Origin of the sequence: Brachybacterium hainanense (assembly GCF_042434575.1) — a bacterium.
Classification (GTDB): domain Bacteria; phylum Actinomycetota; class Actinomycetes; order Actinomycetales; family Dermabacteraceae; genus Brachybacterium; species Brachybacterium hainanense.
Map to the genome: position 1 here is coordinate 123903 of NZ_JBHLSV010000004.1, position 26038 is coordinate 149940.

Annotated in this window: 23 protein-coding genes; 11 read left to right on the forward strand and 12 right to left on the reverse strand. The window is 73.0% G+C overall.

Features of this window, described 5'->3' with window-relative positions; translation table 11 throughout:
* Positions 1 to 67: 67 nt before the first annotated feature.
* From ACFFF6_RS04525 to ACFFF6_RS04535, 3 genes are read right to left on the reverse strand one after another with little or no spacing between them, the layout of a single operon-like run.
* Complete coding sequence (locus tag ACFFF6_RS04525; protein WP_376978613.1) at positions 68 to 976, reverse strand: carbohydrate ABC transporter permease; 909 nt, start codon at positions 974 to 976, stop codon at positions 68 to 70.
* A complete protein-coding gene (locus ACFFF6_RS04530; RefSeq protein ID WP_376978615.1) occupies positions 976 to 1947 on the reverse strand; it encodes a carbohydrate ABC transporter permease in 972 nt (323 codons plus the stop codon). The genes ACFFF6_RS04525 and ACFFF6_RS04530 overlap by 1 nt, the downstream gene beginning before the upstream one ends.
* A complete protein-coding gene (locus ACFFF6_RS04535) occupies positions 1944 to 3446 on the reverse strand; it encodes an ABC transporter substrate-binding protein (protein WP_376978617.1) in 1503 nt (500 codons plus the stop codon). The genes ACFFF6_RS04530 and ACFFF6_RS04535 overlap by 4 nt, the downstream gene beginning before the upstream one ends.
* A 101-nt stretch (positions 3447 to 3547) precedes the next feature.
* On the opposite strand from ACFFF6_RS04535, the gene ACFFF6_RS04540 reads away from it, so the two are divergent.
* The 3 genes from ACFFF6_RS04540 (at position 3548) to ACFFF6_RS04550 (ending at position 6368) form a co-directional block, all read left to right on the forward strand.
* The gene (locus ACFFF6_RS04540) at positions 3548 to 4573 is read left to right on the forward strand and encodes a LacI family DNA-binding transcriptional regulator (protein WP_376978619.1); all 1026 of its coding nucleotides are present in this window, start codon (positions 3548 to 3550) and stop codon (positions 4571 to 4573) included.
* A gap of 122 nt (positions 4574 to 4695) precedes the next feature.
* Positions 4696 to 5379, forward strand: a complete 684-nt coding sequence (locus tag ACFFF6_RS04545) for a hypothetical protein (protein ID WP_376978621.1) — start codon at positions 4696 to 4698, stop codon at positions 5377 to 5379.
* Positions 5379 to 6368 (forward strand): calcium/sodium antiporter, encoded by a 990-nt coding sequence (locus ACFFF6_RS04550; RefSeq protein WP_376978624.1) that lies wholly within the window; start codon positions 5379 to 5381, stop codon positions 6366 to 6368. The genes ACFFF6_RS04545 and ACFFF6_RS04550 overlap by 1 nt, the downstream gene beginning before the upstream one ends.
* A gap of 63 nt (positions 6369 to 6431) precedes the next feature.
* On the opposite strand, the gene ACFFF6_RS04555 is transcribed toward ACFFF6_RS04550, so the two are convergent.
* Positions 6432 to 7235 (reverse strand): alpha/beta hydrolase, encoded by an 804-nt coding sequence (locus tag ACFFF6_RS04555; protein ID WP_376978626.1) that lies wholly within the window; start codon positions 7233 to 7235, stop codon positions 6432 to 6434.
* A 73-nt stretch (positions 7236 to 7308) separates the two neighbouring features.
* On the reverse strand, positions 7309 to 8877 hold the full coding sequence (locus ACFFF6_RS04560; protein WP_376978628.1) for a DHA2 family efflux MFS transporter permease subunit: 1569 nt from the start codon (positions 8875 to 8877) through the stop codon (positions 7309 to 7311).
* Between the two features lie 186 nt (positions 8878 to 9063).
* Between ACFFF6_RS04560 and ACFFF6_RS04565 the strand changes: the two genes are divergently transcribed.
* Positions 9064 to 9426: an iron chaperone gene (locus ACFFF6_RS04565; protein WP_376978629.1), complete on the forward strand. Its 363-nt coding sequence runs from the start codon at positions 9064 to 9066 to the stop codon at positions 9424 to 9426.
* A 20-nt stretch (positions 9427 to 9446) separates the two neighbouring features.
* On the opposite strand, the gene ACFFF6_RS04570 is transcribed toward ACFFF6_RS04565, so the two are convergent.
* From ACFFF6_RS04570 to ACFFF6_RS04585, 4 genes are all read right to left on the reverse strand, one after another.
* Positions 9447 to 10133: a hypothetical protein gene (locus ACFFF6_RS04570; RefSeq protein ID WP_376978631.1), complete on the reverse strand. Its 687-nt coding sequence runs from the start codon at positions 10131 to 10133 to the stop codon at positions 9447 to 9449.
* A gap of 722 nt (positions 10134 to 10855) precedes the next feature.
* A complete protein-coding gene (locus tag ACFFF6_RS04575; protein ID WP_376978632.1) occupies positions 10856 to 13228 on the reverse strand; it encodes a glycoside hydrolase family 3 protein in 2373 nt (790 codons plus the stop codon).
* A 149-nt stretch (positions 13229 to 13377) separates the two neighbouring features.
* Complete coding sequence (locus ACFFF6_RS04580; RefSeq protein ID WP_376978634.1) at positions 13378 to 13965, reverse strand: hypothetical protein; 588 nt, start codon at positions 13963 to 13965, stop codon at positions 13378 to 13380.
* A 617-nt stretch (positions 13966 to 14582) separates the two neighbouring features.
* Positions 14583 to 15644: a CobW family GTP-binding protein gene (locus ACFFF6_RS04585; protein ID WP_376978635.1), complete on the reverse strand. Its 1062-nt coding sequence runs from the start codon at positions 15642 to 15644 to the stop codon at positions 14583 to 14585.
* A 155-nt stretch (positions 15645 to 15799) separates the two neighbouring features.
* Between ACFFF6_RS04585 and ACFFF6_RS04590 the strand changes: the two genes are divergently transcribed.
* The 3 genes from ACFFF6_RS04590 to ACFFF6_RS04600 are packed head-to-tail and all read left to right on the forward strand — an operon-like array spanning position 15800 to position 18600.
* Entirely contained in the window at positions 15800 to 16171 is a 372-nt protein-coding gene (locus tag ACFFF6_RS04590; protein ID WP_376978637.1) for a YciI family protein, read from the forward strand.
* On the forward strand, positions 16168 to 17517 hold the full coding sequence (locus tag ACFFF6_RS04595) for an RNA polymerase sigma factor (RefSeq protein WP_376978639.1): 1350 nt from the start codon (positions 16168 to 16170) through the stop codon (positions 17515 to 17517). Before ACFFF6_RS04590 ends, ACFFF6_RS04595 begins: the two co-directional genes overlap by 4 nt.
* Positions 17518 to 17526: 9 nt before the next feature.
* A complete protein-coding gene (locus tag ACFFF6_RS04600) occupies positions 17527 to 18600 on the forward strand; it encodes a hypothetical protein (protein WP_376978642.1) in 1074 nt (357 codons plus the stop codon).
* A 9-nt stretch (positions 18601 to 18609) separates the two neighbouring features.
* Here the strand turns inward: ACFFF6_RS04600 and ACFFF6_RS04605 are convergent, their stop codons facing one another.
* A complete protein-coding gene (locus ACFFF6_RS04605; protein WP_376978645.1) occupies positions 18610 to 19260 on the reverse strand; it encodes a response regulator transcription factor in 651 nt (216 codons plus the stop codon).
* Positions 19261 to 19427: 167 nt separating this feature from the next.
* Here ACFFF6_RS04605 and ACFFF6_RS04610 point away from each other — a divergent pair, with 167 nt between their 5' ends.
* From ACFFF6_RS04610 to ACFFF6_RS04620, 3 genes are all read left to right on the forward strand, one after another.
* Complete coding sequence (locus ACFFF6_RS04610) at positions 19428 to 20594, forward strand: sensor histidine kinase (RefSeq protein WP_376978648.1); 1167 nt, start codon at positions 19428 to 19430, stop codon at positions 20592 to 20594.
* Between the two features lie 205 nt (positions 20595 to 20799).
* On the forward strand, positions 20800 to 21066 hold the full coding sequence (locus ACFFF6_RS04615; RefSeq protein ID WP_376978650.1) for an SHOCT domain-containing protein: 267 nt from the start codon (positions 20800 to 20802) through the stop codon (positions 21064 to 21066).
* Positions 21067 to 21272: 206 nt separating this feature from the next.
* Positions 21273 to 22601 carry a heparan-alpha-glucosaminide N-acetyltransferase domain-containing protein gene (locus tag ACFFF6_RS04620; protein WP_376978652.1) on the forward strand — a complete coding sequence of 443 codons (1329 nt, stop codon included), beginning with the start codon at positions 21273 to 21275 and terminating at the stop codon, positions 22599 to 22601.
* 54 nt (positions 22602 to 22655) lie between these two features.
* Here ACFFF6_RS04620 and ACFFF6_RS04625 read toward each other — a convergent pair whose 3' ends face one another.
* Together ACFFF6_RS04625 and mmuM are read right to left on the reverse strand one after the other, a co-directional pair.
* A complete protein-coding gene (locus ACFFF6_RS04625) occupies positions 22656 to 23390 on the reverse strand; it encodes a hypothetical protein (RefSeq protein WP_376978654.1) in 735 nt (244 codons plus the stop codon).
* 114 nt (positions 23391 to 23504) lie between these two features.
* Positions 23505 to 24461: a homocysteine S-methyltransferase gene (gene mmuM, locus ACFFF6_RS04630; RefSeq protein ID WP_376978656.1), complete on the reverse strand. Its 957-nt coding sequence runs from the start codon at positions 24459 to 24461 to the stop codon at positions 23505 to 23507.
* Between the two features lie 100 nt (positions 24462 to 24561).
* On the opposite strand from mmuM, the gene ACFFF6_RS04635 reads away from it, so the two are divergent.
* Positions 24562 to 25983 carry an amino acid permease gene (locus ACFFF6_RS04635; protein ID WP_376978658.1) on the forward strand — a complete coding sequence of 474 codons (1422 nt, stop codon included), beginning with the start codon at positions 24562 to 24564 and terminating at the stop codon, positions 25981 to 25983.
* Positions 25984 to 26038: the final 55 nt, after the last annotated feature.

Genomic DNA, 26038 nt, shown 5'->3' on the forward strand with positions numbered 1-26038 from the left:
TCCTCCTGCGCGAGAGGCCGCCGGGAGCGCTCGTGCCTCGCCCTCCCTCCGGCCGGAGCGGAGACGATCAGCCTTTGACCGCCCCGGCGAAGGCGTCGACGATGTGGCGCTGGGCGACGAGGAAGACGATCACGATCGGCAGCAGCGAGATCACGCTCGCGGCGCACAGCACCGGCCAGTTCGTGCCCTCCGCGCCGCCGATCAGCGAGGCCATGCCCACCGGGACGGTGCGCAGGTCCGGCCGGCCCAGGGTCAGCACGAGCGGGATGATGAAGTCGTTCCAGGAGCCGATGAACGCGAACAGGCCCACGGTCGCGATCATCGGCCGCGCCGTGGGGAGCATGACCCGGAAGAACGTCTGGTTGAAGCTCGCCCCGTCCACCCGGGCAGCCTCCTCCATCTCCTTGTTCGCGGTCATGAAGAAGCCCATGAACAGGAACGTCGAGAAGATCATCCCGCCCGCGACCTGCACGACGATCACCGCCCACAGCGTGTTCAGCAGATACAGCTGGTACACCAGGTCGTAGACGGGGATCAGCGTGTAGCCGCGCGGCAGGAACAGCATCACGGCGACAACGACCATGATGATCCTCCGTCCGGGGAAGGCGGTGCGCGCGAGCGCATACCCGGCCATCGCGGTGAACAGGACGGTTCCCAGGACGCTGAAGAACGCGATGAACACGCTGTTGAAGAAGTACTGCCCGAAATCGGCCCCGGACCACGCCTGCGCGAAGTTCCCCAGCACCGGAGGCTGCGAGAACAGGATCGAGGGGCCGTCCTCGAACATGCCGATCTTCGACTTGAACGCGCTCGTGAACGCCCAGATCAACGGGTACATCCAGGACAGCCCCAGCGTGAGGATCAGGAGATGCGCGAGGATGCGGCGCGGGCGGTGACGACGCCGGCGAGGCGTCGCCCCGACGGTCGCGGCGCGAGCCGGGGACAGGGACGGGGAGGTGGCATCGACGGCGACCATCAGGACTCCTCCGCGATCGCGGGTGCGCCGCGCTTCTTGATCCGGGCCAGCAGCACGTACTGGACGACGGTGACCCCCAGCAGCATGAACCCGTAGAACACGGACCCCGCCGAGGCGAGGCCGATGTTCTGTGCGACCGAGCTCGAGGCCCCGCCGCCTCCGTAGAAGTTGCCGAAGGCGAGCTGGTAGATGTACGTGTTCACGACGCTCGAGGCGAAGTAGGGGCCGCCGCCCGTGAGCACCATGACCAGGTCGAAGACGTTCAGCGACCCCAGGATCGCCATGAGCAGGATGATGATCGCGATCGAGCGCAGCCCCGGCAGGGTGATGTGCCGCAGCGACGCCCACCATCCGGCGCCGTCGACCTCCGCCGCCTCGTACAGCTCCTTCGGGATGGTCTGCAGCCCGGCGAGGAAGTAGATGAGGTTGTAGCCCAGGGTCTGCCAGATCCCGATCACGATGATGACCCACATGACCACGTCGGGATCGCCCAGCCAATCCTTCTGCATCGAGGCGATGAGCAGGCGGAAGATGACCGCGAGGATCGCGGGGGACATGACCGCGGGCAGGAAGAACATCGAGCGGTACACCGAGGTGAACCGCATCGTCCCCTGGTTCAGGACCAGCGCCAGCGTCAGCGCGATGAACAGCTGCACGGGGACCAGGACCGCGGTGTACCACAGCGAGTTCCTCAGCGACGTCCAGAAGAACGGGTCGCCGATGATGGTGCGGAAGTTCTCCAGGCCCACGAAGCCGCTGGGGGCGCTCAGCCCGTCCCAGCGGATGAAGGCGTAGCCGAGGGAGGCGATCGTCGGATAGATCGTGAACAGCGCGACCAGGATGATGAACGGGGACAGGTAGAGATAGGACCACAGGGGCGACCAGCCGGTGCCGCGGCGGCGGCCGGCCGTCTCCAGGGTCCTGGTCTCGGCCCGCGTCCGGCTCGTGCCGGGGGCGGCGTCGGTGGTCATAGCGTCGGGTACTCCGGGATGTCGTACGCGTAGGGCACCATCGGATCCCAGTCCTCGAACACCCAGTCCTCCGCGGAGACCTGCGCGCCCTCCGCGACGGCGGCATCGATCGCCGCGCGATGGTTCTCGTTCATGCGCTCCTCGAGGTCCGCGAGGGCGCCGCGGATGTCGCTCAGCTGCCCCGTGTACACGCCGGCGATCACGTCGCCGGGGCCGGGGCTCACGGGATCGGGCACCACCTTGACCGCGTCCGGGTTGCGGATGTGCGGCTGGGGACCCGGGATCTGCTTCCCCTCGGCGGCGACGAGGTAGTCGCGGAAGTTCCGGTCCTCGATCGCGTCGACGTCCACCGATTCCGGATGGATCGACAGGCCCAGGTTGAACTCCTGCGTCCACCGCTTCCCGGCCTCGGGGCCCAGGAGCCACCTCAGCCACTCCACGGCGCCCTCGGTGTTCTTCAGTGCGGAGGTCAGGGCCCATGAGTCCCCGCCCGGGGCGGAGTAGAAGAACGCCTTGGGCTTCTCCTCGCGGCCGATGAGCGTGGTCCACGAGTAGTCCGTGAAGCCGTCCTCCGCCCAGCCGGGCTGGTTCCAGTTCCCGCCGACGGTCATGCCGAAGTCGCCCTTGGCGAAGTAGACGCGCGCGGTCTCGTCGTCGATCGACATCGAGGAGGGGAAGACGTACCCCGCGTCCTTCCAGCCCACCAGCATCTCCAGGAAGTCGCCGGCCAGCGGGTCGCTGCCCATGGCGTAGCTGCCGGTGCGCAGGTCCATCGAGAAGCCGCCGTGCGGGGCCTCGGCCTGGCAGAACACGGAGGCCCACCAGCTGAGCAGGTCGAAGGCGGAGTTGCCGAAGCCGAGCCCGAAGACCTCCCCTCCGCCCTTCTCGGTGATGGTCCTCGCGTACTGCGTGACCTCGTCCCAGGTGCGGGGGATGAGCGCCTTCCCCTCTCCGTCGACCAGACCGGCGTCGCGGAAGACCTGGTCGTTGATGAACAGGAACATGGCCGGTGTCGTGTTCGCGACGAACGGGGCCGTGTAGATCTTCCCGTCGAACATGTTGGAGCCCTCGACGAACGTGTACGGCGGGAAGGAGCGGATCCACTCCTCGTCGACGTGGTCGTTCAGCGGGGTGAGCCAGCCGTTCTTGACCTGCTCGTTCATGGGCGGCTCGGAGCTGACGTGGCGGACGTCGGGCAGGTCGCCGCTGCGGGCGCCCAGGGTGATGAGGTCCTTGTAGGCGCCGGTCTGCTGCTGGGTGCGCTGGACCTGGATCCCGGTCGCCTCCTGGAAGAGGGCGATCTCGTTCTCGATGTACGGGGTCTGGGACTGCCAGACGTCCCAATAGGTGACGGCGCCGGAGCCGGAGCCGCCGGAGCCCGCGGCGGCGGGATCGGCCGGGGCCCGGCAGGCCGCGAGAGCTCCGAGCGACAGGCCTCCGGTTCCCAGCAGAAGGCTCCGGCGGGTGAGGGACAGGGGGAGAGGAGCAGGGGTGGTCATGAGCGGATTCCTTCCTCGCAATCGCTCGCCTAAACGTTTAGGCTATGTCACCCTAGGCATGCGGCGCACGTCCGCGCAAGCGCCGGGAGCGAGGAGATCCGATGCCGTCACGGCCCCACCGCCCCCGGCGCACCACGATCGTCGACATCGCCCGGGAGCTGGAACTCTCGATCGCCTCGGTGTCCTGCGCGCTCAACGGCAAGCCGGGAGTCAGCGAGGCGACGCGCGAGCGGATCCTCCGCACCGCGCGGGAGATGGGCTGGACGGCCAACCACGCCGCCCGCTCCCTGCAGTCCCGTCGCTCGCAGATGATCGGCCTCGTGCTGCGGCGCGACCCTGCCGACGCGGTGCAGATCAGCGACTTCATGCTGCGATTCATCGACGGTCTCAACCAGCCGTTCACGAGTCGCGAGGAGGCCATCGCCCTGCGCACGGTCCGCGACGTCGAGGCGGAGATCCGCACCTACCGCGACTGGGCCTCTCAGGGACGCGTGGACGCCCTGGTCATCACCGATGTGATGGCCGAGGACCCGCGCCTGCCCCTGCTCGCCGAGCTCGATGTCCCCGCGGTCGTCGTCGGCGACGTCCGCGGGCTCGCGGACCTGCCGAGCGTCTGGACCGACGACGAGGTCGCGATGCGGCTGAGCATCGAGCACCTCGCCGCACAGGGGCATCGGACGGCGGCGCGGATCCACGAGGGCGAGCACCTGCGCCACGGCCGCGTCCGCTCGGCCGCCTTCGCCCGCGCCGCGCAGCAGGCGGGGATCGGCATCGCCGCCATGATCCCCTCGGTCGTCGGGGCCGATGCCGCGGCCCGGCAGCTGCAGGAGCTGCTCGCCTCCGACCCGGCCCCGACCGCGCTGCAGTTCGACAGCTCGCTGCGCGCGGCCGAGGCGCTGCGCGCCCTGCGCGGCATGGGCCTGCGCGTCCCCGAGGACATCGCGCTCCTCACCCTGGACAACTCGCCGCTGTGCGAGATCACCGAGCCCGGACTCACGGCGATCGATCGCGACGCCTTCGCCTACGGTGCGACCGCCGGACGCGCCGTGCTCGCGCTGCTGGAGACGGACGCGCGCGAGGACGTCCAGGGCACGACCAGCCGCCTGGTGCGGCGCGGCAGCAGCTGAGCGGCCCACCGGCGGATCCCCGGGGCCGTGCGCGACCCACGGGCCCTCGGCCCCGACCTGCGCAGCAGCCGACCGCCGGGGCCGTACCGTAGCAGGGTGACCACCGCTGCGGGAACAGCCCCGTGATCCCTCCGCCCCGCCGCACCGCCGACGGCCGCTACCCCGACTGGCGGCGCACCGTGCTGCTGACCGCCCTCGCCGCGACCGTGCTGGGCGCGGCGATCGGCATGCTCGTGCGGGTCATCGTCCTCGGCGCGGCGGCCGGGATCCAGGAGCAGCGCCTGACCATCGTCATCCTCGGTGCCGCCGTCACGAGCCTCGCCCATGTCCTCGCGATCGCCGTCGACAGCGTCCGGGCGGTCCCGCACACCCTGCGCCTGCTGGATCGGGCCGGCCGCATCGCCGCCTGGTCCGCGACCCTCGCCGGTGCTCTCGCCGTGCTCGTGCCGCTCGTGCCCACGAGCATCCTCGGCGGGGCGAGCACCCTGCTGAGCCTCGGCGCGATCTGGTGGGGTCGCTGGCTGGGCCGCGCCCCGCTCGCGCGCCTCGCCGACCAGGAGCTGCGCGAGCGCGTCACGCTGCTGCTGCGCGAGTCCGAGCAGATCATCGGCCTCGAGGACTCCGTCACCCAGCTGAGCGCGCGGCTGGGCGAATGGGAGCTGCAGCGAGAGCGCCGACGCCGGCCCGAGCCGGCCACCGGGGAATGGCGCGTGACCCGGTCGCTGGACCGGCTGGGACGCCCGGGCCGCGGCATGCGCCGGGCGCTGGACTGGCTGGGCGGGCGCGGGCGGGCGGGGACGCGCTGATGGCGCCCCTGCTCCCGCTCCTGAGCGGGCTCGTGCTGCTGGTCCTGGGCTCCGAGGTGGTCGTCCGGCAGGGGAGCGCGATCGCGGCCCGGCTCGGCGTGTCCCCGATGCTGATCGGCATGACCGTGATCGCGCTCGCGACCAGCCTCCCCGAGCTCGCCGTCGGCATCCGCTCCGCCCAGCAGGGCGCCGCGGAGCTCGGCGTCGGCAACATCGTCGGCACCAATCTCGTGAACCTCCTTCTCATCCTCGGCATCAGCGCTCTGATCAGCGCGATCGTCCTCGAGCCGCGCACGCTGCGCATCGATCTGCCGATCATCGTCGCCACGGGCGTCCTGCTGGTCGTCCTCGCGGCCGATGGCACGCTCACGACCGTCGACGGGGTCGTGCTGACGCTGTGCGGGCTCGGCTACCTGGTCGCGACGATCCTCGCCGGGACGAGCCGGGCCGGCGCGGAGGCTCTGGCCGCCCCGCCCGGGGACTCCCCGGCCGCGCCTGCTGCGCAGTCCTCGCCCGCGGGCGCCGCCGCATCGCTGCCGCGGCGGATCGTGGTGCTCGTCATCGGTCTCGCGGTGGTGCTGCTCGGCGCGGAGCTCCTCGTCGACGGAGCCTCGGGCCTCGCACGCAGCGCCGGCCTCGACGAGGCGGTCATCGGCCTGACCATCGTCGCCGTCGGCACCTCCGCCCCGGAGCTCGTCACCACCGTCGTGTCCTCCCTGCGCGGCGCCCGCGACCTCGCGCTCGGCAACCTGCTGGGCTCGAGCGTGTTCAACATCCTGCTGGTGCTGGGGCCCACCGTCATCCTCGCACCGGGCGCGGTGGTCGTCCCCGAGGAACTGATCGCCGGGGACCTGCTGATCATGGCCGTCGCAGCCGCCGCCCTCGTCCCCCTGTTCCGCACGCACCGCCGGCTGGGCCGCCTCGAGGGCGCGCTGCTGGTCCTCGCATATCTGCTGTACCTGGGCTGGCTGCTGGCCACCCGGATCTGACCCGGGCCGATGCGGCGGCCCGGGTGCTCGGCGCGGACCTCCAGGACGCCCGGCGCGGGCCTCTCAGCCCAGCCCCGCCTCGGCGACGAGTTCCGCGATCCGTCCGGTGACCTCGGCGTCCATCGTGCCGTCGTCGATGGTCGGGGTGCCGTCGCCCTCCTGGGGCCCGTAGTCGCCGAAGCTGGCGTGGCTCGCGCCGGCGATCTCCACCATCTGCGCATCGGCCGGGAGGAGGTGGCGGGCGCCCTGGATCTTCGCAGGTGTCGAGAGCTCGTCCTCGCTGCCGGCGAGGCTGAGCACCGGGACGTCGCTCGCGGAGATATCGTCCGCGCAGTAGGACGCGAACAGGAGGAGCGCGGAGGCATCGGGTGCGAGGGCGCAGGCGCGCACGCCGCCCATCGAGTGCCCGCCCACCATCCAGCTCGTCACCGCGGGGGAGGTACCCGTGAAGGCGTCCAGGCCGCGCGGATCGAGCAGGGCGAGGTGCAGGAGCGGCTTCACGATCACGACGGTCACGTCCTGCTCCGTGACCAGGTGGGAGAGGCGGGCGGCGTAGGCCTCGGCGTCCACCTTCGCGCCCGGGAAGAACACCAGGCCCAGGGTCGACTCCGCCGGGATGCCGGTGCCCTCGGGGGTGCTCGCCGTCGCATCGCCCGGCCGCAGCACGAGCGTGGTCGCGTCCTCCTCGACGAGGATCCCGGGATCGCCGCGCACGGCCTCCCACGGCTCCGTCTCCGCTCCCATCACCCCGAGCTTCGCCCAGGTCACGAAGCCGATCCCGGCGACCAGGGCGAGGACGGCGACCAGGGAGGCGAGCGCGAGGAGGACCCGCAGGATCCAGCGGCGCGCGGTGCGGGGACGGCTCATGGGCCCACGGTAGCGGAGCGCCGGTCAGGCGAGCTGGGCGCCCGCCCCCGCTCCTGGCCGGGTCCCCTGACGCTCAGTCGTCCGCGTCCCAGGCCCCGGAGTCGACGGGCTTGCCGATGAACAGCGCGGCGACCAGGCCCACCAGGGACAGGGCCACCGGCAGCAGCAGGGAGTCGGCCATGGCGGAGGCGAAGGCCGGGTGCAGGACGTCCGGCAGCTGCGCCGTCTGCGAGCCCTCGCCGGCGGGGATGCCGGTGCCGCCTGCGTCGCCGACGGTCTCCGTGATCCGCTGCGCGATCCGGTCGTTCATGACGGTCGCGATCGCGGCGGAGCCCAGGACGGAGCCGATCTGCCGGGTCTCGTTGTACACGCCGGAGCCGGCGCCCGCCATCGACGGCGGCAGGTTGCGGGTGGCCGTCATCGACAGCGGACCCCAGATCAGCGCGTTGCCGAGGCCCACGAGCACGAAGGGCAGCAGGAGCAGGACGATGGGGGCGTCCGGCGTCATGATCCGGGAGAGCCAGAACAGGCCGGCCGCCATCGAGCCGAAGCCGCCGAGGGCCATCAGGCGCGGGTCGATCCGATTCATCCAGGCGCCCACGACGGGCGCGAGGCCGCCGGAGACCAGCGCCATCGGCACCGTCATGAGGGCCGCCTGCGTCGGAGACATGCCCAGCACCCGCTGGAAGTACAGGGTGATCGGGAAGGACAGCGTCAGCACGGTCGCACCCATCATCGCGATCGCGATGTTCGCCACGGAGAAGTTCCGGTCACGGAACAGCGACAGCGGCACGAGCGGCTCGCGGCGGTTCACCGCCTGCCACAGCACGAACAGGGCCATGACCAGCACGCCCGCGATGATCATGCCCGGCACGGAGACCGGGACGTGCGTCTGGACCGGCCCGATGCGCAGCGAGTCCGTGATCCGGCCCCAGTCGTAGGTGTTGCCCTCCTGGATCCCGAACACCAGCAGGAACAGGCCCACGGCGGACAGGACCACGCCGATCCAGTCGAAGGAGTGGGCGCGCGTGGAGAAGCGCGGCACGTTGCGGGCCGCGAGGAGGAGGCCGATCGCACCGACCGGAAGGTTCACGAAGAAGATCCATTCCCAGCCGGGACCGTCCACGAGCACCCCGCCGACGATCGGGCCCACGAGCGTGGCCATGCCGGCGGTCGCGCCCCACAGCGCCATCGCCTGCCCGCGCTTCTCCGGGGAGAACATCCGGGTGATCATCGACATCGTCTGCGGCGTCATCATGCCGGCGCCGAGCCCCTGCACGATCCGCGCGAGGATCAGCATCTCCACGCTGCCGGACAGGCCGCACCACAGGCTCGACAGGGTGAAGACCGCGAGCCCCGCCATGTACATGGTCTTCATCCCCAGCCGGTCGCCCAGCCTTCCCGTGATCAGCAGCGGCACCGCGTAGGCGAGCAGGTAGGCGCTGGTCACCCACAGCAGGGAGGTGAGGTCGGTGTCGAGGTCCTCCTGCATGCGCGGCAGGGCGACGGTCACGATCGTGGTGTCCACGAGGATCATGAAGAATCCCAGGACGATGGACCACAGCGCGGGCCAGGGGCGGTCCAGGCGCGGGTCGCGGCCTGCCGTGGCAGGCGTGGTCACGGTGTCATCGGCGGTGGACATGCGGCCCCCTCGTGCTGCGCGGATCCGGGCGGGCCGGACCCGTCGGGGCGGGCGCGGCCGGAACGGAATCTACGCCTGCCGGAGGCGTCCGGGCACCGTCGGAGTGAGGATCAGGACACCGGGCCGCAGCGGCGGGATCCTCGGTGCCCTGGCCCGCACGGACCGGGCGTCCCTAGGATGGCAGGCATGGTCGAGAAGCCGAAGACGGTCCAGGAGTACGTCGCCGCCGTGGACCCGGAGCGCCGCGCCGAGCTCGAGCGGATCCGCGATCTGGTGGCGCGCCTCGTCCCGGAGGTCGAGGAGACGATGAGCTACGGCATGCCCACGCTCATGTACCGCGGGCGCGCGCTCGTGTATCTCACCGCATCGAAGAAGCACATGAGCTTCTATCCGTCGTCCTTCGCGATCGAGGAGCTGCGGGATCGGCTCGGCGGGTACCGGACCACCGAGCACGCGATCCAGTTCACCCTCGCGAACCCGCTGCCCGATGACCTCATCGCCGACCTGGTCGCCGTGCACCGGCGTCACATCGAGGCCGGCTCCGGCTGACCGAGCGCGCTCGGGGAACCTCACCCGGCGGGGATGCCGAACTCGTGACGGAACTCGGGGACGAGCACCGTTCTCCCCTCGACCTCGCGGCTCAGCTCGGGGCGGACGTATGCGCCCCGGCAGCGACGTGGCCGCGGCGGCGGCAGCTGGAAGGGGACCCAGCGGGCACCCGGATCCGCCTCGTCCTGTGCCACGGCGTCGAACGGAGTCCGCCCGGACTCCGACACCTCCGCCTCGAGGCCGATGTCGCTGCGGTGCTCGGCCCCGTCGACGAGGACGTACCAGAACGCGCCGTAGATCGCGGTGACCGGCCGGTCACCGGGGACCGCCTCCACCTGCAGGTAGAGGACCTCGCCTCCCTCGGCGATCGTGCGGGCCCTCAGCCGCGAGGGAGCGTGGCGCAGCACGGAGATGACGGAGAAGGAGTCCCCGGTCTCCGGGTCGGAGAACCGCACGCCGATCGGGATCTCGGAGGCATCGGGGTACGGCGCGGGAGACGGGTCGCCGCCGCCGGAGGTCGCGGAGGACGGGTCGCCGCCGCCGTCCGAGGGGGCGGTGACAGTCGCGGACGGGCCAGCCTGCGGAGACGGACCGGGACCCGTCGTCGGATCGGTCGTCCGGGGCCCGGGTCCGGGGCCGGAGGAGCAGGCGGACAGGCCCAGAGCGAGGAACGCGGCGACGGCTCGCCGCGTGATCGGTGCGTCCATGGTCCCTCCCGAGGGTGACAGCTCCTGCGAGGAGCATCGTACGGGCCCGGCCGGCCACGCCATGCCGGGGACCGGGTCTGCCCAGCGCAGCGGGGATGAGCCGACGGGCCGGCCTCGCCATGCGGGGGGCCGGGTCTGCCCAGCGCGGTGGAGTCGCGGGGGAGCGACCGGCGATGAGGCGGACGGGGAGCGGTGCCTCGGGTGCGGGCAGCGGGTTCTGGAGGGCCGCGGGCTGACCGGGGATGAGGCAGATGGACGCTCCCGTGCCTCATGCGCGGGCAGCCCGTTCGGCCTGGTCGTGGCGCTGACCGGGGATGAGGCATCGGGGCACGTTCGCTGCGTCATCCGGGGGCAGCGGCATCGGCGTGACGTACGTGTGCCTCATGCGCGGGCAGCGGTGTCCGCGCGTCATGCGTGTGCCTCGACCGAGGGCAGCCGGGCGTCCCTGCGCCGGGCTGACCGGGGATGAGGCCCACGGGTGGTGCGGTGCCATATCCGCGGGCAGCGAGTTCTGGCTGGCCGCTAGGTTGACCGGGGATGAGGCTGATGGGTCGTGCGGTGTGTCATCGGCGGGCACCCCTGTGAACGCGGTGTGCGTGTGCCTCATGCGCGGGCAATGGCTGCGCCTGGCGTCAACGCCTGTCCCGATCGCCAACACCAGTCCCGTTCCTGATCGCCAGTCCCGCTCCAGCCGCCTGTCCGTGCGCCGGTGCCCTCGCCGTTCATGCCGTCACGCGGATCCGGTGCGCGTCCGTGGGCGGGGCCAGCTCGGGCTGCGTCCACACCTCGACCTGGGCGGGGACGGCGTGCGGGGAGCCGCTCGCCCAGGACCCGAGCGCGTCCAGGCCGAGATCCAGGACGAGCTCCGATGCGCCCGGCTCGACCACGGTGCGGCGGGCGGCGAGGACCATGCGGGTGCGCGGCACGATCCCCGGCTCGCGCCGTCGCCCGAAGACGATCACGGGAACGTCCACCGGCCCGGGGAGGCTGCTCGTGATCCGAACGGTGACCTGCACGGATGCTCCATCGGCGAGGTCCGTGCGGCTCAGCTCGGCCGGGGCGGCGGAGACGAGGGCGACCCCGACCCCGGAGGGCAGCCCCGTACCCAGCAGAGGGCCGCGGACCTGCGGGTGGTCCGTGTAGCGGGCTGCGTCGAGGCGCTCGTCCTGGGCGACGGGCCACACGCCGTCGGCCGCGGGCAGCGTCACCGGCAGCACGCCTCGGACGGGTGTCGCGGAGGCGTCGGCCGGGCCGTACAGCGCCTCCACGATCGCCCGCCCCGAGGAGGGACCGCCGAAGGGCGCGAGCAGGACCGCGTCCGCGATTCCCATCAGATCCGCGAGCACACGCGGACGGCCGTCGATCACGACCGCGATCACGGGCCGTCCCGCCTCCTTCGCGGCGCGGGCCACGTCGAGCTGGGCCTCGGGCAGGGCGACCTGCGCAAGGTCGACGCCCTCGCCGTTCGTCGTGTCCGCGGCGGGACCCGCGGCCGCGCCGTTGTCCGCGAACTCGTCCTCGTAGGTGCGGCGGCTGGTGCCGCCGAGCACGACGATCGCCGCCTCCGCATTCTGTGCGAGCGCGGTGACGGCCGTCAGCGGCAGGGCCGCCGCGACCTCCGCGACCGGATCCGCGGCGTCCTTCCAGCCGGCGTCGAGCTCGACCGGCACCAGGGCGGAGCGCAGGTCGCTGCCGCGGGCGCAGGAGACCTGCAGCGCGCCGAGGCGCTCGACGAGCGCTTCCCGGACCGTCGCCGCCGGTGGATCCTCGGCGGGGCGCGGTGGGGCATAGTCGCCCAGCTGGCTGTGCAGCGCGTCCGCGTTCGGGCCCACGACCGCGACCTTCCGCGCGTTCAGCGGCAGGATGTCCTCCCCGGAGAGAACCACCACGGCCCGCCGCGCCGCCTCATGCGCGAGGTGGACGGTCATCCGGGAGCGGTCCGATGGCCAGGTCGGCGCGGCCGCCGCGGCGCCGTCGGCAGGGGCGGTGCGATCGGTGCCGGCCGCATCGGACGTCGCGCCGAGCAGGCCCAGACGCTCCTTGAGGGCGAGGACACGGGAGGCGGCCTGGTCGAGCAGGGGTTCGGGGACGAGGCCCGCACCGATCACGTCCTCGAGCAGGGTGTAGGAGCGGTCCCACAGCGAGAGGTCCACGCCTGCCGACAGCGCGAGGGCCGCGGCCTCGGGCAGACCGCCGGTCGCGCGGGCGAGCAGGTCGATCGCGCCGCCGTCGGACATGACGATCCCGTCCCAGCCCCACTCCTCCCGCAGCGTGTCCGTGAGCAGCTCGCGACTGCCGGTGCAGGGCACGCCGTCCACATCGTTGTAGGCGGACATGAATCCGGCCACGCCGGCGCGGGCCGCCGCGAAAGCAGGGCGCAGGTGGATCTCGCCCAGCTCGCGTCGACCGATGGGCGCTCCGGAGCCGTTGCGCCCGCCGATCCCGGCGCCCTGCCCGGCCAGGTGCTTGGCGACGACGGCGACGTGGGACTCGTCGATCGGCTCGCCGGGGGCCGCGGCCTGCATGCCGCGCACGGTGGCCTCCACGAGCATCGCCGCGATCGCCGGGTCCTCGCCGAAGCACTCCTCGGCCCGGCCCCAGCGGGGATCGCGCAGCACGTCCAGACCGGAGACCAGCAGCAGATGGGTTCCGCGTTCGCGGGCCTCCGCGGCGACCGCCTCGCCGAGCTCCCGGGCGAGGTCCGCGTCCATGGTCGCGCCGAGCGCGAGGTTCACCGGGAGGGTCGTCCCGCCGAGCGCCATGAGGCCGTGCGGCGCCTCCTCCACGAACAGCACGGGCAGCCCTTCGCCACGGCTCATGACGCAGTCCTGCACGGCGGCGTACGCCTCGACGCTGCGCTCCGGCGGGATCCCCGTGTGCCATCGGACCTCTGACCACGGGTCCGCGCGCAGCACCCCGTACAGCGCGCCGATCCCCCCGAAGCGGTCGACCTCCGCCCGCAGCACGTCCGTGACCTGCGGCGCCCCGTCGACCCAGCGCACCGCCTCCCAGCCCTTGAGGCGCTGGTTGACCTGGCCGACCTTCACGGGAAGAGGGAGGCGTGCGGTGGCGATGGAGGAGTGCGTCGTCGGCATACATCCAACCTATCGGGGGCGGCGGTGGAGGCGGTCGACCGTTCCTCCTGCGCCCGGGCGCCGGTCGACGGAGCCCGGGTCCCCGGCCGCGCTCGACGTCCGCGCCGTTCGTGAGATGCGCGGTGCATGGCACGTCGGCGACGATCTCTCTACAGGCATTCGACCTCGCCGACCGGGTCAGAGGCGGAAGCTTCGTCGTACAGCTCGGGTGACGGGAAATCCACCGTGCTGGTCGTGCCGTCCATGTGATGAATCGTGGCCGTCGCGTTCCCGTCCCCCAACCCCTCGAACAGCACGACGTTGTTGGCGGCCACGCAGACAACATCATCGACCTCGACGGAACGCACGGTGTCGTCAACCGTGTAGACCACGACATCGCGGCCGTCCTGCGTGGGCGCTGTCATGTAGGTCGGCTCGCGGGCTGGAACATAGTCGCAACCGGTGAGACCTCCGTCCTCGGGGCCGAGGACGAGCATGGTGCACAGCGCCTCGGGGGTACCTCCCAGATACACCTGTGCGCCGGTGCGCAGTGAGGCCGCCCGCCAGCTCTCGGGGGCGGCATCGAAGCTCTCGTCGAGGAGATCAGGAGGAGGGGAATCCACGTCGCTTCGCGGGAGATCGAGCACGCGGTAGCTCGGGACATCGTCAGATTGCCCTGGGAAGAGGGAGCATGCCGTGAGCGAGGTGATCGCGAGGAACGTCACCGCGGTGCGGATGAGAGCTTCCGGTCTGGGCATGGGTCAGTACGAGAAGCATTGCAGGGTGTTGGTCGACGTACCTTTATTGAGGCAGATGGCGTGCCCGCTGACTCGCGCCGGAAGTGTTCGGATCAGAATCCCAGTGGTTGATTTTCCGGCACATATCCGTTTTGTGTTCGGGGGGTAGTCCTTGTAGAGCCAGAGCTGGATCTCATTCGACGGCCCGGTCTTGTCGGACTTCACGCCTGATGTCTGATAGCTTTTCCAGCCGCTGACCCTGGAGGTGCCAGGAGCCGTGGGGCCGCAGAACCACATCCCTCTCTCCGGAGGGCCGCATGCGTATGCGTCATTCTCGGCAAGAGCGGGTGACGCCGTGGCAGAGCCTGTAGTCGGACAGGCGATATCGAGAGCTGCTGCAATCAGTGTCCGAAGCGATGTCATCAGAGCCCCATGTGTGTGCGACAATCCCCGATTGTGACGATCGTCACAATCGGCCAGGGTGTCATGGCGGGAGGTGTCTGTCAAGCAGTCGTCGTTTCGGCCGCGCGGAGCTCGGTGTGCGGGTCCTCGGGCGGTCGGCCCAGGGGTGAAGGATCACGCAGGACGGCGGGAGCCCTCCGTGTCCCCGGCGAGCGCATGCCCGCCGTCGCCGTCCCTCACTCGCTGAGCCGCCGGTACCGCAGCAGGCGCCGCATCCCGCGTCCGATCGGCCCCGTCGGCGCGGCGAGCGCGTCGCGGAGCCGGTCGCGGACCCCGTCCGCGTCCAGGTGGGGGCCGATGGCGACCAGGCCGTCCTCGATTCCGGCGGCCCCGGCGGGCGGCGGCGCCACGTGCGCGTGGCGGCCCACCAGGTTCATCACGAAGCGGCGCCGGGTGCGGCCGGTCTCCACCGAGATCACGCCCTTCATCCGGTACACCCCGTGGGGCGGATCCTCGAACAGGTCCAGCACTCGCCCCGGGTCGACGGGCCCGGCGGCCGGGACGGTGACCGCCCGTGCATGCTGGTGGTCGATCGGATGCGCCTCCTCGCGGGCGGCACGCGTCACGGCGGCGAGCGGGAGCTCGCCCTCGGGGTCCTCGGGGCCGGCGACGTCGAGCACGAGCGCCGGGTCGATGCTCCCGTGGGGCGCCTCGAGGACGGGCAGGGCGGAGTTCTCCTCCCGGAGGCGCCGGGTGAGCGTCGTGACCCTGGCCGCCCGCTCCTGCACGGGGAGCCGGGCGGTCTTGGTGATGACCGCGAGCGAGGCCGCGCCGTATCGCGGCGGGGGTGGTCCGTGGCGGCCGTCGGTGCCGGGAGGGTCCACCGTCCGCAGATGCTCGATCGCATCGATCACCTCGATGACCCCGCCCGGTCGGGTGCGCCCGGCCGAGGTGAAGCGGATCAGCCGTGCCACGGCCAGCGGCTCCGCGGCGCCGCTCGCCTCGACGAGGATCGCGTCCAGCCGCAGCCGAGGGTCGGACAGCGTCTCGAGCGCCTCGTCCAGGCCGCCGTGGTCGGGAAGGCAGCACAGGCATCCGCCCGCGATCGATGCCGCCTCGTCGACCTGCCCGGTCACGAGCGCCGCGTCGACGTTGATCGCCCCGAAGTCGTTGACGACGACGCCGAGCCGCGCGCCCGGAGCGCGCAGCAGGGAGTTCAGCACCGTGGTCTTCCCGGCGCCGAGGAAGCCGGTCAGGGCGATGACGGGAACGGCGGGGGCGGAGGGGGAGACGGGCATGAGAACCTTCCGACGGGACGAGACCCAGCTTAGTGGGAATTGTTCGCAAAAAGTGGGCGGGGGTCGATCTCGGGGAAGCCTGTCGATCCAGCGCCTCCCGTTCGACATGATGGTGAGGACGGCGAGAGACGCCGTCCCGTGAGGAGGCAGATCCCATGGCCCGCTACACCGTGTTCATGTACCACCCGGCCGACCGTCCCACCCTCGACGCGGACACCCTCGCCGCGCAGCTCTCCGAGCACGACGCCTACGCGCGGGAGCTCCTCGAGGCAGGCGTGATGACGTTCGCCAGCCCGCTCGAGGACCATGACGCGACCACCTCGATCCGCGCCGACAGCATCGTCGACGGACCGTTCGTCGAGGTCAACGAGGTGATCGTCGGCTTCTACGTGATCGAGGTCCCCGACCTCGACGCCGCGATCGCGGTCGCCCGTCGCAACCCGATCATCCACCAGGGCGGCGGCGTGGAGGTGCGGCCGATGCCGACCGACGACGCGCCCGGCACCCACGGCGATCCGGTCGGATGAGAACCTCCTCGGACACGGCGGGCGGCGGCCCGGAGCAGGCCGCCGCCCGCCGCCGGGCCGCCGCTGCGGAGGCGGTCGCAGCCGCGCACCGCGCGCACTGGGGGAGGGTGCTCGCGGCGACTCTCGCCGTCTCCCGCGACCTTGACCTCGCCGAGGACTGCGTCCAGGAGGCGATGGTCGAGGCCCTCAGCGCCTGGGCCGGCTCGGGGATCCCGGCGAACCCCGGGGGCTGGCTCACGACCACGGCCCGACGCCGCGCCCTCGACGCGATGCGGCGCGCGCAGACCCTGCGGCGCAAGCTCCCGCTGCTCGTGTGGGACCCGCCGCCCGAACCATCGGCGCCGCCCGCCGGGCTCGCGGACGAGGAGCACGCTGTCGTGCTCGACGAGCAGCTGCGCCTGATCTTCCTCGCCGCCCACCCCGCGCTGAACCCGCCCTCCCGCATCGTCCTCACGCTGCGCCTGGTCGGGGGCTTGAGCACCGCGCAGATCGCGGCGGCCTTCCTCGTCCCCGAGCCGACGATGGCCGCCCGCCTCACCCGCGCGAAGAAGCGCATCCAGCTCTCGCGCATCCCCTGCCGCGTGCCGAATGCCGAGGAGCTCCCCGCCCGCCTGTCCGATGTCCTCGACATCGTCTCGATCCTGCTGCTGGCCGGGGAGCGCGACGGCGGCGAGGAGGTGCTCGCCGCGGGCGCGCGCATCCTCGAGATCCTCCGTGAGCTGGTGCCGGGGCAGACCGAGGTCACCGGACTCCTCGCCCAGGCCCTCCTGCTGCAGGCCCGCTCCGCCACGCGGCACGACGACGCCGGTCGCCCCGTCGCCCTCGCCGAGCAGGACCGCTCCCGCTGGGACCGGGAGCTCGTCGCCCGGGCGGACCGCCTGGTGCTCCGTGCCCTCGCCGCCGGAGGACGCGGCCCCTACCTGCTGCAGGGCGCGATCGCCGCGGCCGTCGCCGTGCCCGAGCGTCACGAGGACGTCGACTGGGACGAGGTGGTCGCGCTCTACGACGCGCTCCTCGCGCACTGGCCCACCGCCATCGTCCGCCTGGCGCGGTTGGTCGCGCTCGCCGAGGCCCGGGGGCCCGGCTCCGCGCTCGCCGGGGTGGACCAGCTCGCCACGGACCTCGCGGAGCATCGGCCCTTCCACGTCATCCGTGCCGAGCTCCTCACGCGCGTGGGCCGGCACGAGGAGGCCGCGCAGGCGCTGCGCACCGCCCTCGCCTGCCGCGGCGCCGAGGGGGAGGACGCGCTGCTGCGGGAGCGGCTGGGGGCCGCCGGGGTGCAGCCGCGGACGACGGGACGCCTCGCAGCCGCATCCTCGCGGAGGACGGGCGACCCGCACCCCTAGGATCGACCCATGCTCCTCATCGCCCGGGCCTCGCAGGCCGAGCTCTCGGCCGCCCTCTCGCCCCTCCCCCTCCCCGCCGATCCCGCGGACGGGTGGTCCGTCGGCCCCACCTCCCCCAGCGGCTGGACCGCCGCCTGGATCCGGACCGAGCCGTCGCTGCCCCCGGAATGGGACCGGATCCTGCTCGGTGACGCGGAGGACCCGCGGATCCTGCGCGTGCGTGCCACCGGAGCCGATCGGCGCTTCGCCTGGGGCGGCGGAGAGGAGCACCTGCCCATCGGGGCGGCCGAGGCGGTCGCTGACGCCCTGGCCCTGCCCGGTGGGGCCGGGCTCGTCCGGGAGGCGCTCGAGGAGCATCTGTGCCGGCGGGAACTGGATCCGGAGGAGGTCGAGGACCCGGACGCGGACGAAGTCGGCGAGGACGGGGACGCCCTCCTCGGCGAGGCCGTGGCGGCGCTGTCCGCCGCGGTGCCCGGGCTGCCGGAGCTCGAGCGGGTGCAGGCGCGGGAGATCACCCTGGACCGCGGCGATGCGGCCCGCGCCCGGGAGATCGGCCGGATGGCCGCCGACGCGGAGGGCCAGGTGCGGGTGACGCCGCTGGACGCCGGCTGGTTCGCGATCGCCTCCCTCGAGGACCCGGGCATCGGCCCCGACCTGTTCTTCCCCGAGGACGCCCAGCGGGACCGCTGGGTCCTGTCCCTGTTCCGCGATGCCGGCAGCGGCTGCGGCCTCAGCGCGGCGACGCCGGACGACGTGCCGGTGCTGATGCTGTGGAACACCGGCTGGATCGAGCAGACCGACGACGGCGCAGCCCGCCGGGAGGAGGCCGAGGCGCTGATCGCCGCCCTCGGGCCCGATGTCGACGCGGAGCGGCTGCGCGCCCTGTTCCGGGAGACCGAGCTCCCCGGCGACCCGCTCGCGGCGGTCCTCGACGCGCTGCGCATCCCGCGCGAGGCGCTGCTCGTCCTGGACGGCGACCCCGCGGCGCCCGAGGGGACGGTGCTCCCGCAGGAGCAGGAGCAGGAGCCGGACGGCGGCGGGCTGCTGGGCGGGCTCAGACGGCTGCTGGGGGGACGCGGCTGACCGGGAGCCTCAGGCGAGCCCCGACTGGTAGGCGAAGACCACCAGCTGCGCCCGGTCCCGGGCACCGAGCTTCACCATCGCCCGGCTCACGTGGGTACGCGCGGTCGCCGGGCTCAGCACGAGCTGCTCCGCGATCTCCTGGTTCGACAGCCCGCGGGCGACCAGACCCACGACCTCCCGCTCCCGCGCCGTCAGCTGATCCAGCTGCGGGTGTGGGGCGGAGGGTCGGCGCTGCCCCGCCACGAACTCCGCGATGAGGGTGCGGGTCACGCTCGGGGCGAGGAGCGCCCCGCCGTCGACGACGGTGCGGATCGCCGCGAGCAGCTGGGCCGGCGGCGTGTCCTTCAGCAGGAATCCCGCGGCGCCCGCGCGCAGCGCCTCGAACACGTACTCGTCGCGCTCGAAGGTCGTCAGGACCAGCACCGTCGTCGCCGACAGCGCGGGATGCGCGAGGATGCGGCGCGTCGCCTCGAGACCGTCGATCCCCGGCATGCGGATGTCCATGAGCACGACGTCCGGGAGCGTCCGCACGGCTTCGCCGACAGCGGCGAGGCCATCGGCCGCCTCCCCGGCGACCTCGAACCCGTCCTCCGCCTCGAGCAGGGTGCGCAGGCCCAGCCGGACCAGGTCCTGATCGTCGACGATCAGCACGCGGATCATCGGCCGTCCTCCTTCCGCAGGCGGCGGGCGCGCCGATGACGAGCCCGCCTCCAGTATCGCCCCCAGGATCGCGGCTCGGCGGCGGGGACGCATACGCCCCCGGACGTATCCCGACGTACGCTCCGAGGACGGCGACGCGCCGCGCGCGCGAGAGGAGGCTGATCCACATGCCTGTTCGTGAGCTGCTGCCCCGCACCGGAGACCTCGTGCTCGCCGCGCTGCTGGGCCTGGTCAACCTCGGCTTCCTGCGCCCGGGACGGCACGGCGGACCGCGCGGGGGATGGGGCGGGAACGGCCCGGGACCATCGGGCCCGGTTCCCGGGTCGACCGAGGCCCCCGCGGAGATTGGTGCGCTCGGGATCGGTCTGGTGGTCGCGGCGGTGCTCGCGGTCGCCCTGCGACGGTGGCCGCTGCCCGCCTTCGCGCTCGCCGCCGCCGCCACCAGCCTCTACCTGGGAGCTGGCCTCCCGTACGGACCGATCCTCCTGTCCCTGCTGGCCTGCGCGTACTCCCTGGGGCGACAGCTGGTCCCGTCGAGAGCGGCGCTCGCCGCCGGTGGCGGGATCCTGCTCCTGGGCGCGGCGGTCCTGGTCCGCGACGGCGTCGAGGCTCTGCTCACGGTGGTGCCCGGGTCCGCATGGATCGTCGTGCCGTTCAGCATCGGCCTGGTGCGACGACTCGTGCTCGAGGCGCGGCAGCGACGACGCGAGGAGGCGCAGCGCCAGGTGCTGGACGCCGAGCGGCTGCGGCTGGCCTCGGAGGTCCACGACGTCGTGGGGCACGGCCTCGCGGCGATCCAGATGCACGCCGACATCGCCCTGCACGTGCGGGGGCGCCGACCTGACCAGGCCTACGAGGCGCTCGAGGCCATCAGCCGGGCCAGCGCCGAGGCTCTCACGGAGCTCCGCTCGACGCTCGCACAGGTCGCCCCGGCCGAGGCGGCGGCCTCCGAGTCCCGTGCGCCCACCCCGGGACTCGCCCGCCTGGACGACCTCCTGCAGCGGATGCGTGACGCCGGGATCGCGGTGGACCTGCAGGTCATGGGCACGGCTCGGGCGCTCCCCGGGGCCGCGGACGTGGCCGCCTACCGGATCGTGCAGGAGTCGCTGACCAACGTCGTCAAGCACGCGTCCGAGCGCCGCGCGCAGGTGCGGATCCGCTACGAGGAGCAGGCGGTGGGGATCGAGGTGCGCAGCCGCCGCCGGGAAGGGGAGACCCTTGTGGAGGGCTTCGGGATCACCGGGATGCGTCGCCGCGCGCAGGATGCGGGGGGACGGCTCGAGGTGCACGCGGAGGACGAGGAGCTCCGGGTGCAGGCGCAGCTGCCGGGGTAGGCCGGCGGGGCCCGGGCCAGCTACCGCTCCTCGCCCGGGCGCGGGACCGAGGGCCACCGGAGACAGGGAGCCGGCGCGAGGCCGGGCAGTCCGGGTACGTCCGGGGGCGTAGCGCGAGTGTCGCTCCCCGGCGGATCACCGGGCGGGGCATCGGCGGGAGAGTGATTCCACCATCCACAGCAGGCATCGTCTGGAAGGACGCATCATGCTCACCGACACGCTCATCACCCTCGCCGGACCGGACGGCCCCGGAGGCCACGGATACGGCCCCGGCTTCTTCCCGATCTTCCCGCTGATCTTCTTCCTCATCCTCCTCACCGTCCTGGTGCTCGGGGTGATCCGCTGCCGCCGCGGCGAGCGCCTGGCCCCGCGTCGGGAGGCGGAGGCGCAGCTCGCCTCCCGCTTCGCCGCCGGAGACATCGACGAGGAGGAGTTCCGCACCCGCCGCGCCGTGCTGCGGGACAAGGGCTGATCCGCGGGCCATGCGCCGGTGCGGTGCAGATGACGCTTTCCACCGCGGGGAGCGACATCTGCACCGCACTCGTGGACGCGGGTGCCGTGCCCGCACCCCCTGCGACCACGGTCTGATGCCGCATCACCGCACGGTCGCAGCCCGGGGGCCGCCTACGGTCCCCGGGCCCGATGCACCGACCCCGGCTCCCGCCGGATCCTGGTCCCATGACGTCCCGAACCCCAGCCACGACCTTCTACGCCACGGCCCGCACCCGGGCCGAGCTGCTCCCTCCGGGCGGCACAGACGCACGCACCCCGGCCGCATCCCGCGAGCTCCCGGACCGCGCGGGCCACGTCCGTCCCACCGGCTCCGGCCGGATCGAGGCACTCGACCTGGTCCGCCTCCTCGCGATCCTCGGGATGATGGCCACGCACCTGCTGGGTCCGCTCGCCCTGCTGCAGGTCGGAGGAGTCCAGGGGGCCGCGGCGAGCGCCGCGGAGGTCCTGACCACCGGGATCGCCTCGACGACCTTCGCCGTCGTCGGCGGGTTCAGCCTCGTGCTCGCCGCGCGGGGCCGGCTCGCCGCCGGCGACCGGCGCGGTGCCGTCCTCAGCACGATGGCGCGCGGCGCCCTCGTCATCGCGATCGGCATGGTGCTCGGCTTCGTCCCCACCTCCGTCGTGGTGGTCCTCGTGCCCTACGGCGTCACGATGATCCTCGCCGCCCCGCTGCTGCTGGTCCGCAGCCGCTGGCTGCTCGCGATCGCCGGCGGCCTCGCGCTGACCGGCGGGTTCCTGAACGCCTCCGTCCGCGGGAGCCTCGGCATCGTCCAGGAGATCGGCGCCGTCACCCCGCTGAACCTGCTCGAGCCGCTGCCGCTGCTGCGCGGCCTCGCGCTGACCGGCATGTACCCGGTGATCACCTGGCTGCCGTACATGCTGCTGGGCATCGTGCTGATGCGCTCCCTCGCCGCCGCGATCGAGCAGGGCCGCGCCCGCAGCTGGTCGCTGCGCGCCGCCGGCATCGGCGCTCTGGTCGCCGCGGCCGCGTACGGCATCTCCGCCGCGGCCCGCACCTGGGCGACCGGGCAGGGCATCGACCCGATCCTGGTGAGCCTGTCCGGGTTCGGCGCCCCCGTCACGCCCGAGCTGTGGGCCCTCGCCTCCGCCTCCCCGCACACCGGCTCCCCGATCGACATGATCGCCACCTCTGCCGTCGCGATCGTGCTCATCGGCCTCATGACCCTGGTCGTCCGCCCCGGCACCGCACTGCGCAGCCGACCGGCGCGGGCCGCCCGCGCCGCCGGGGCCGCTCCGCTGACCATCTATGCGATCCACGTGATCCTCACCGGGGCGGCTCTCATCGCCGCGATGCTGCTGAACCCGGCCGGCGATTTCACGAGCTACCCCTGGTACGTGGCCGGGCTCGGGATCCTTGCGATCCACGTCGTGATCGCGCTGGGGATCGGGGCGCACCTGGCCGCGCGCGGCCGCAGCGGGCCCCTCGAGCGGCTGGTCAGCGGGATTGTGCGGCGCGTCGTCCCGATGCGCTGAACCGACCCGCACACGCGGACCCGCGGCCCGCGTGCTGACCGTGATGGGGCGGTCTCAGCGCCCCGCGAGGGTCACCGAAGCGACCGCGACCTCCTCCGGCGCACCCTGGTCGACGGAGCGCTGGACGGTGATCCGCTCCTGCGAGAGATCGAAGGTGTCGGAGGCGGCGGCATCGGCCCCGACCAGGAGCTCGGAGCCGTCGTCGCAGGTGTACCAGCTGCGCTGTCCGCCGTAGTGCTCGGAATGGTCATGGGAGATGATCGTGCAGGTGGCGCCGTTCTTGAGCTGGGCCAGCAGAGGCATGCGGACGCCCTCGTCGTAGCTGCGGTCGATCCCGCCCTCGGCCGCCGACGGCGAGGAGAAGCGGATCGCGCGGCGATCTGCGGGATTCACGATGCACAGCACCTGCCCGTCCTCCTCCGCGCAGGCGAGCGCGCTCGCCGCCGTCGGCCCGCAGGTGAACACGTCCTCCTGCTCGGAGAAGGAGCTCGGGACCGCACCGGAGAGCGCGCACACGTCCTCCTCGACGTCCTCCACCTCCCAGTCCTGCCCCACCCACAGCAGGACGCGCTCGGTCGCCGGCGGCTCCGGGGGCGCGGACGGCGAGGGCTCCGCCGTGGGAGAGGGCGTCGCGGGTGAGGGAGAGGCCGGGGCCGATGCGGACGGCGAGGGAGCACCGTCCCCGGGACCGAGCAGACCGCAGCCGGCGAGACCGGCGGCCAGGGCGAGCAGAGGGAGGAGGCGCAGCAGGGCGGCCGCGGAGCGCGGACGGCAGGAGGAGGACGGCATCTGAGCTCCTGAGGAGGGGTGCAGGGATCCCCCGAACCTATCGCGACGCCGCCTTCGCATGCGGCGGTCCCGGCGTTCCGCACGTGCGGGATCCTCGCCCGGGCCGTGGACGGGTCAGCCCCGTCCGGCCTCGCGCGCGGTGCGGGCGAGGCGCGTGATCTGCTCCGGCCCCACGCGGCAGCAGCCGCCGATCAGACGGACGCCCGCCGTGACGAGCGCTCCGGCAGTCCCGGGCAGATCCTCTCCGGCCGCGCCGGGGATCCATGTCCGTGCCCGATGATCCCAGGTCTCCCCGCTGTTGGGGTAGGCCAGCAGCGGCAGGTCCGTCAGCTGCGACAGCATCCGCACCCCGGCGAGCGCATCGGCGACCGGGCAGCAGTTCACGCCGACCGCGGTCGGCGACCCGACCTCCTCCAGCAGGCGCCCGAGCTCCCGCAGCGGCGTGCCGTCCCCGAGCATCGGCTCCGCCGTCCCCGGTCGGAGCGTCACGCTCAGCAGCGCGGGCAGGTCGAGGGCGGAGGCCAGGTCCAGCAGGGCCTCCGCCTCCGGCAGGCTCGGCACCGTCTCCAGCAGCAGCGCATCGGCTCCGGCATCGGCGAGGATCTCGAGCCGGGGCCGATGCCAGGCCGCGAGCTCCCGCGCCGAGCGCCCGTAGGCCCCGTCGTACTCGGTGCCCGCTCCCGGCCCTGCCCCGTAGGGCCCGACGGAGGCGGCGACCCAGCGCGGCCCGCCCGGCGCCTGCGCGGCCGCGGCCCGGGCGAGGGCGACGCTGCCGCGCAGCAGGCTCTCGAGCTCCGCGGCGTCCGCGCCCGCCCGGACGAGGCCGTCTGCGCTGACCTGGTACGAGCAGGTCGTCGCGACCTGCGCGCCCGCGGCGAAGAAGTCCGCATGCGCCGCGCGCACCTGCTCCGGCTGCTCGCGCAGCACCTGCGCCGACCACAGCTGGCCGGTCACGTCCAGGCCCCGCGCCGCCAGATGCGTGCCCAGCCCGCCGTCGAGCACCACCGGCGGCCCCGAGGCGTCTGCGAGGGCGGCGGACAGCGAGGGAAGGGGGAGCGGTGCATCGGTCACCACGGCAGGGTACGAGACTCGGCGGACGGCCCGCATGGACCGGTCGACAGCAGGCGCGCAGCCGGCGATATCGTTCCCCGGCCGGACCAGGAGAGGACCCATGACCGCATCGAACGCCCCCGCCGCGCCGCCCGGCGCCCCGCCCGCGACCGGCGGTCTGCGCCGCACCATGACCCACCGCCACCTGGTGATGATCGCGCTCGGCGGGGTCATCGGCTCGGGCCTGTTCGTCTCCTCCGGGTACACGATCGCGCAGGCCGGACCCCTCGGCGCCGTCCTCGCCTACCTGATCGGCGCGCTCGTCGCCTACATGGTGATGAGCAGCCTCGGCGAGCTGGCCGCGAAGGACCCGGCCGTCGGCGGGTTCCACGCCCACGCGACGCGCAACCTGGGGCCGGCCTGGGGCTTCGCGACCGCGTGGCTGTACTGGATGTGCTGGGCCGTCGCTCTGGGCAGCGAGTTCACCGCCGCGGGGATCCTCATGCAGCGCTGGTTCCCAGGCGTCCCCGTCTGGGTGTGGTGCCTCCTGTTCGCGGGAGCGCTGTTCACGATGAACGCGATCTCCGCCCGCGTCTTCGCCGAATCCGAGTTCTGGTTCTCCCTCATCAAGGTCGCGGCCGTGCTCGCCGTCATCGTCATCGGCGGCGCGACCATCCTCGGGATCAACCCGGCCGCGCAGGGCGGGCCCGTCGGGCTGGGCGGGTTCATGACCGCGGACGGGCTGCTGCCCACCGGCATCGCCGGGGTGCTCGTGACGATCCTCGCCGTCTTCTACGCCTTCAGCGGGACCGAGCTGATCGGCGTGGCGGCGGGGGAGGCGCAGGACCCCGAGCGCACCATCCCGGCAGCGATCCGCACCGCGGTGATCCGCCTGGCCGTGTTCTTCGTCGGCGCGATCGCCGTGATCGCGGCGATCATCCCCTACGAGCAGGCCGGCACCGACGAGAGCCCCTTCGTCACCGTCCTGGACCGGGCCGGGCTGCCCCTGGGAGCCGATGCGATGAACTTCGTCATCATCACCGCTCTGCTCTCCGCCGGGAACTCCGGGCTGTTCTCCTGCGCCCGGATGCTGCACTCCCTGGGCGTCGAGGGGCAGGCGCCGCGCTGGCTCTCCCGCACCACGCGCCGCGGCATCCCGCTGATCGCCCTGTGCCTGTCGATGGTGGGCGGACTCGCCTCCCTCCTGTCGAGCGTCGTCGCGCCCGGGAGCCTGTTCCTCGCCCTCGTGTCGATCGCCGGCTTCGCGGTGGTCGCCGTGTGGATCGCCATCGCCGCCTCCCACCTGGGCTTCCGACGCCGCTATCTGCGGGACGGCGGCGACCTCGCCGATCTGCCCTATCGGGCACCGCTGTTCCCGCTGCTGCCGATCCTGGCCCTGATCCTGCTGGGCGCCTCCCTCCTCGGCGTCGGCCTCGATCCGGCGCAGCGGGCGGCCCTCTGGTTCGGGGTGCCCTTCACCCTCGCGTGCCTGGGCTGGTTCCGCTGGCGGCACGGTGCGGGGGTGTTCGCACCGCAGCGGTGAGCGGGGTCGGGAACAGCGGATGGAGACCCGATGCCGGATCGGTGAACGTCCGGCG

Excerpts from the sequence above, each read along its gene's own strand:
- ACFFF6_RS04525 (WP_376978613.1), bottom strand. The coding sequence starts at position 976 with ATGGTCGCCGTCGATGCCACCTCCCCGTCCCTGTCCCCGGCTCGCGCC.
- ACFFF6_RS04530 (WP_376978615.1), bottom strand. The coding sequence starts at position 1,947 with ATGACCACCGACGCCGCCCCCGGCACGAGCCGGACGCGGGCCGAGACC.
- ACFFF6_RS04535 (WP_376978617.1), bottom strand. The coding sequence starts at position 3,446 with ATGACCACCCCTGCTCCTCTCCCCCTGTCCCTCACCCGCCGGAGCCTT.
- ACFFF6_RS04540 (WP_376978619.1), top strand. The coding sequence starts at position 3,548 with ATGCCGTCACGGCCCCACCGCCCCCGGCGCACCACGATCGTCGACATC.
- ACFFF6_RS04550 (WP_376978624.1), top strand. The coding sequence starts at position 5,379 with ATGGCGCCCCTGCTCCCGCTCCTGAGCGGGCTCGTGCTGCTGGTCCTG.
- ACFFF6_RS04555 (WP_376978626.1), bottom strand. The coding sequence starts at position 7,235 with ATGAGCCGTCCCCGCACCGCGCGCCGCTGGATCCTGCGGGTCCTCCTC.
- ACFFF6_RS04560 (WP_376978628.1), bottom strand. The coding sequence starts at position 8,877 with ATGTCCACCGCCGATGACACCGTGACCACGCCTGCCACGGCAGGCCGC.
- ACFFF6_RS04565 (WP_376978629.1), top strand. The coding sequence starts at position 9,064 with ATGGTCGAGAAGCCGAAGACGGTCCAGGAGTACGTCGCCGCCGTGGAC.
- ACFFF6_RS04570 (WP_376978631.1), bottom strand. The coding sequence starts at position 10,133 with ATGGACGCACCGATCACGCGGCGAGCCGTCGCCGCGTTCCTCGCTCTG.
- ACFFF6_RS04575 (WP_376978632.1), bottom strand. The coding sequence starts at position 13,228 with ATGCCGACGACGCACTCCTCCATCGCCACCGCACGCCTCCCTCTTCCC.
- ACFFF6_RS04580 (WP_376978634.1), bottom strand. The coding sequence starts at position 13,965 with ATGCCCAGACCGGAAGCTCTCATCCGCACCGCGGTGACGTTCCTCGCG.
- ACFFF6_RS04585 (WP_376978635.1), bottom strand. The coding sequence starts at position 15,644 with ATGCCCGTCTCCCCCTCCGCCCCCGCCGTTCCCGTCATCGCCCTGACC.
- ACFFF6_RS04590 (WP_376978637.1), top strand. The coding sequence starts at position 15,800 with ATGGCCCGCTACACCGTGTTCATGTACCACCCGGCCGACCGTCCCACC.
- ACFFF6_RS04595 (WP_376978639.1), top strand. The coding sequence starts at position 16,168 with ATGAGAACCTCCTCGGACACGGCGGGCGGCGGCCCGGAGCAGGCCGCC.
- ACFFF6_RS04600 (WP_376978642.1), top strand. The coding sequence starts at position 17,527 with ATGCTCCTCATCGCCCGGGCCTCGCAGGCCGAGCTCTCGGCCGCCCTC.
- ACFFF6_RS04605 (WP_376978645.1), bottom strand. The coding sequence starts at position 19,260 with ATGATCCGCGTGCTGATCGTCGACGATCAGGACCTGGTCCGGCTGGGC.
- ACFFF6_RS04610 (WP_376978648.1), top strand. The coding sequence starts at position 19,428 with ATGCCTGTTCGTGAGCTGCTGCCCCGCACCGGAGACCTCGTGCTCGCC.
- ACFFF6_RS04615 (WP_376978650.1), top strand. The coding sequence starts at position 20,800 with ATGCTCACCGACACGCTCATCACCCTCGCCGGACCGGACGGCCCCGGA.
- ACFFF6_RS04620 (WP_376978652.1), top strand. The coding sequence starts at position 21,273 with ATGACGTCCCGAACCCCAGCCACGACCTTCTACGCCACGGCCCGCACC.
- ACFFF6_RS04625 (WP_376978654.1), bottom strand. The coding sequence starts at position 23,390 with ATGCCGTCCTCCTCCTGCCGTCCGCGCTCCGCGGCCGCCCTGCTGCGC.
- ACFFF6_RS04635 (WP_376978658.1), top strand. The coding sequence starts at position 24,562 with ATGACCGCATCGAACGCCCCCGCCGCGCCGCCCGGCGCCCCGCCCGCG.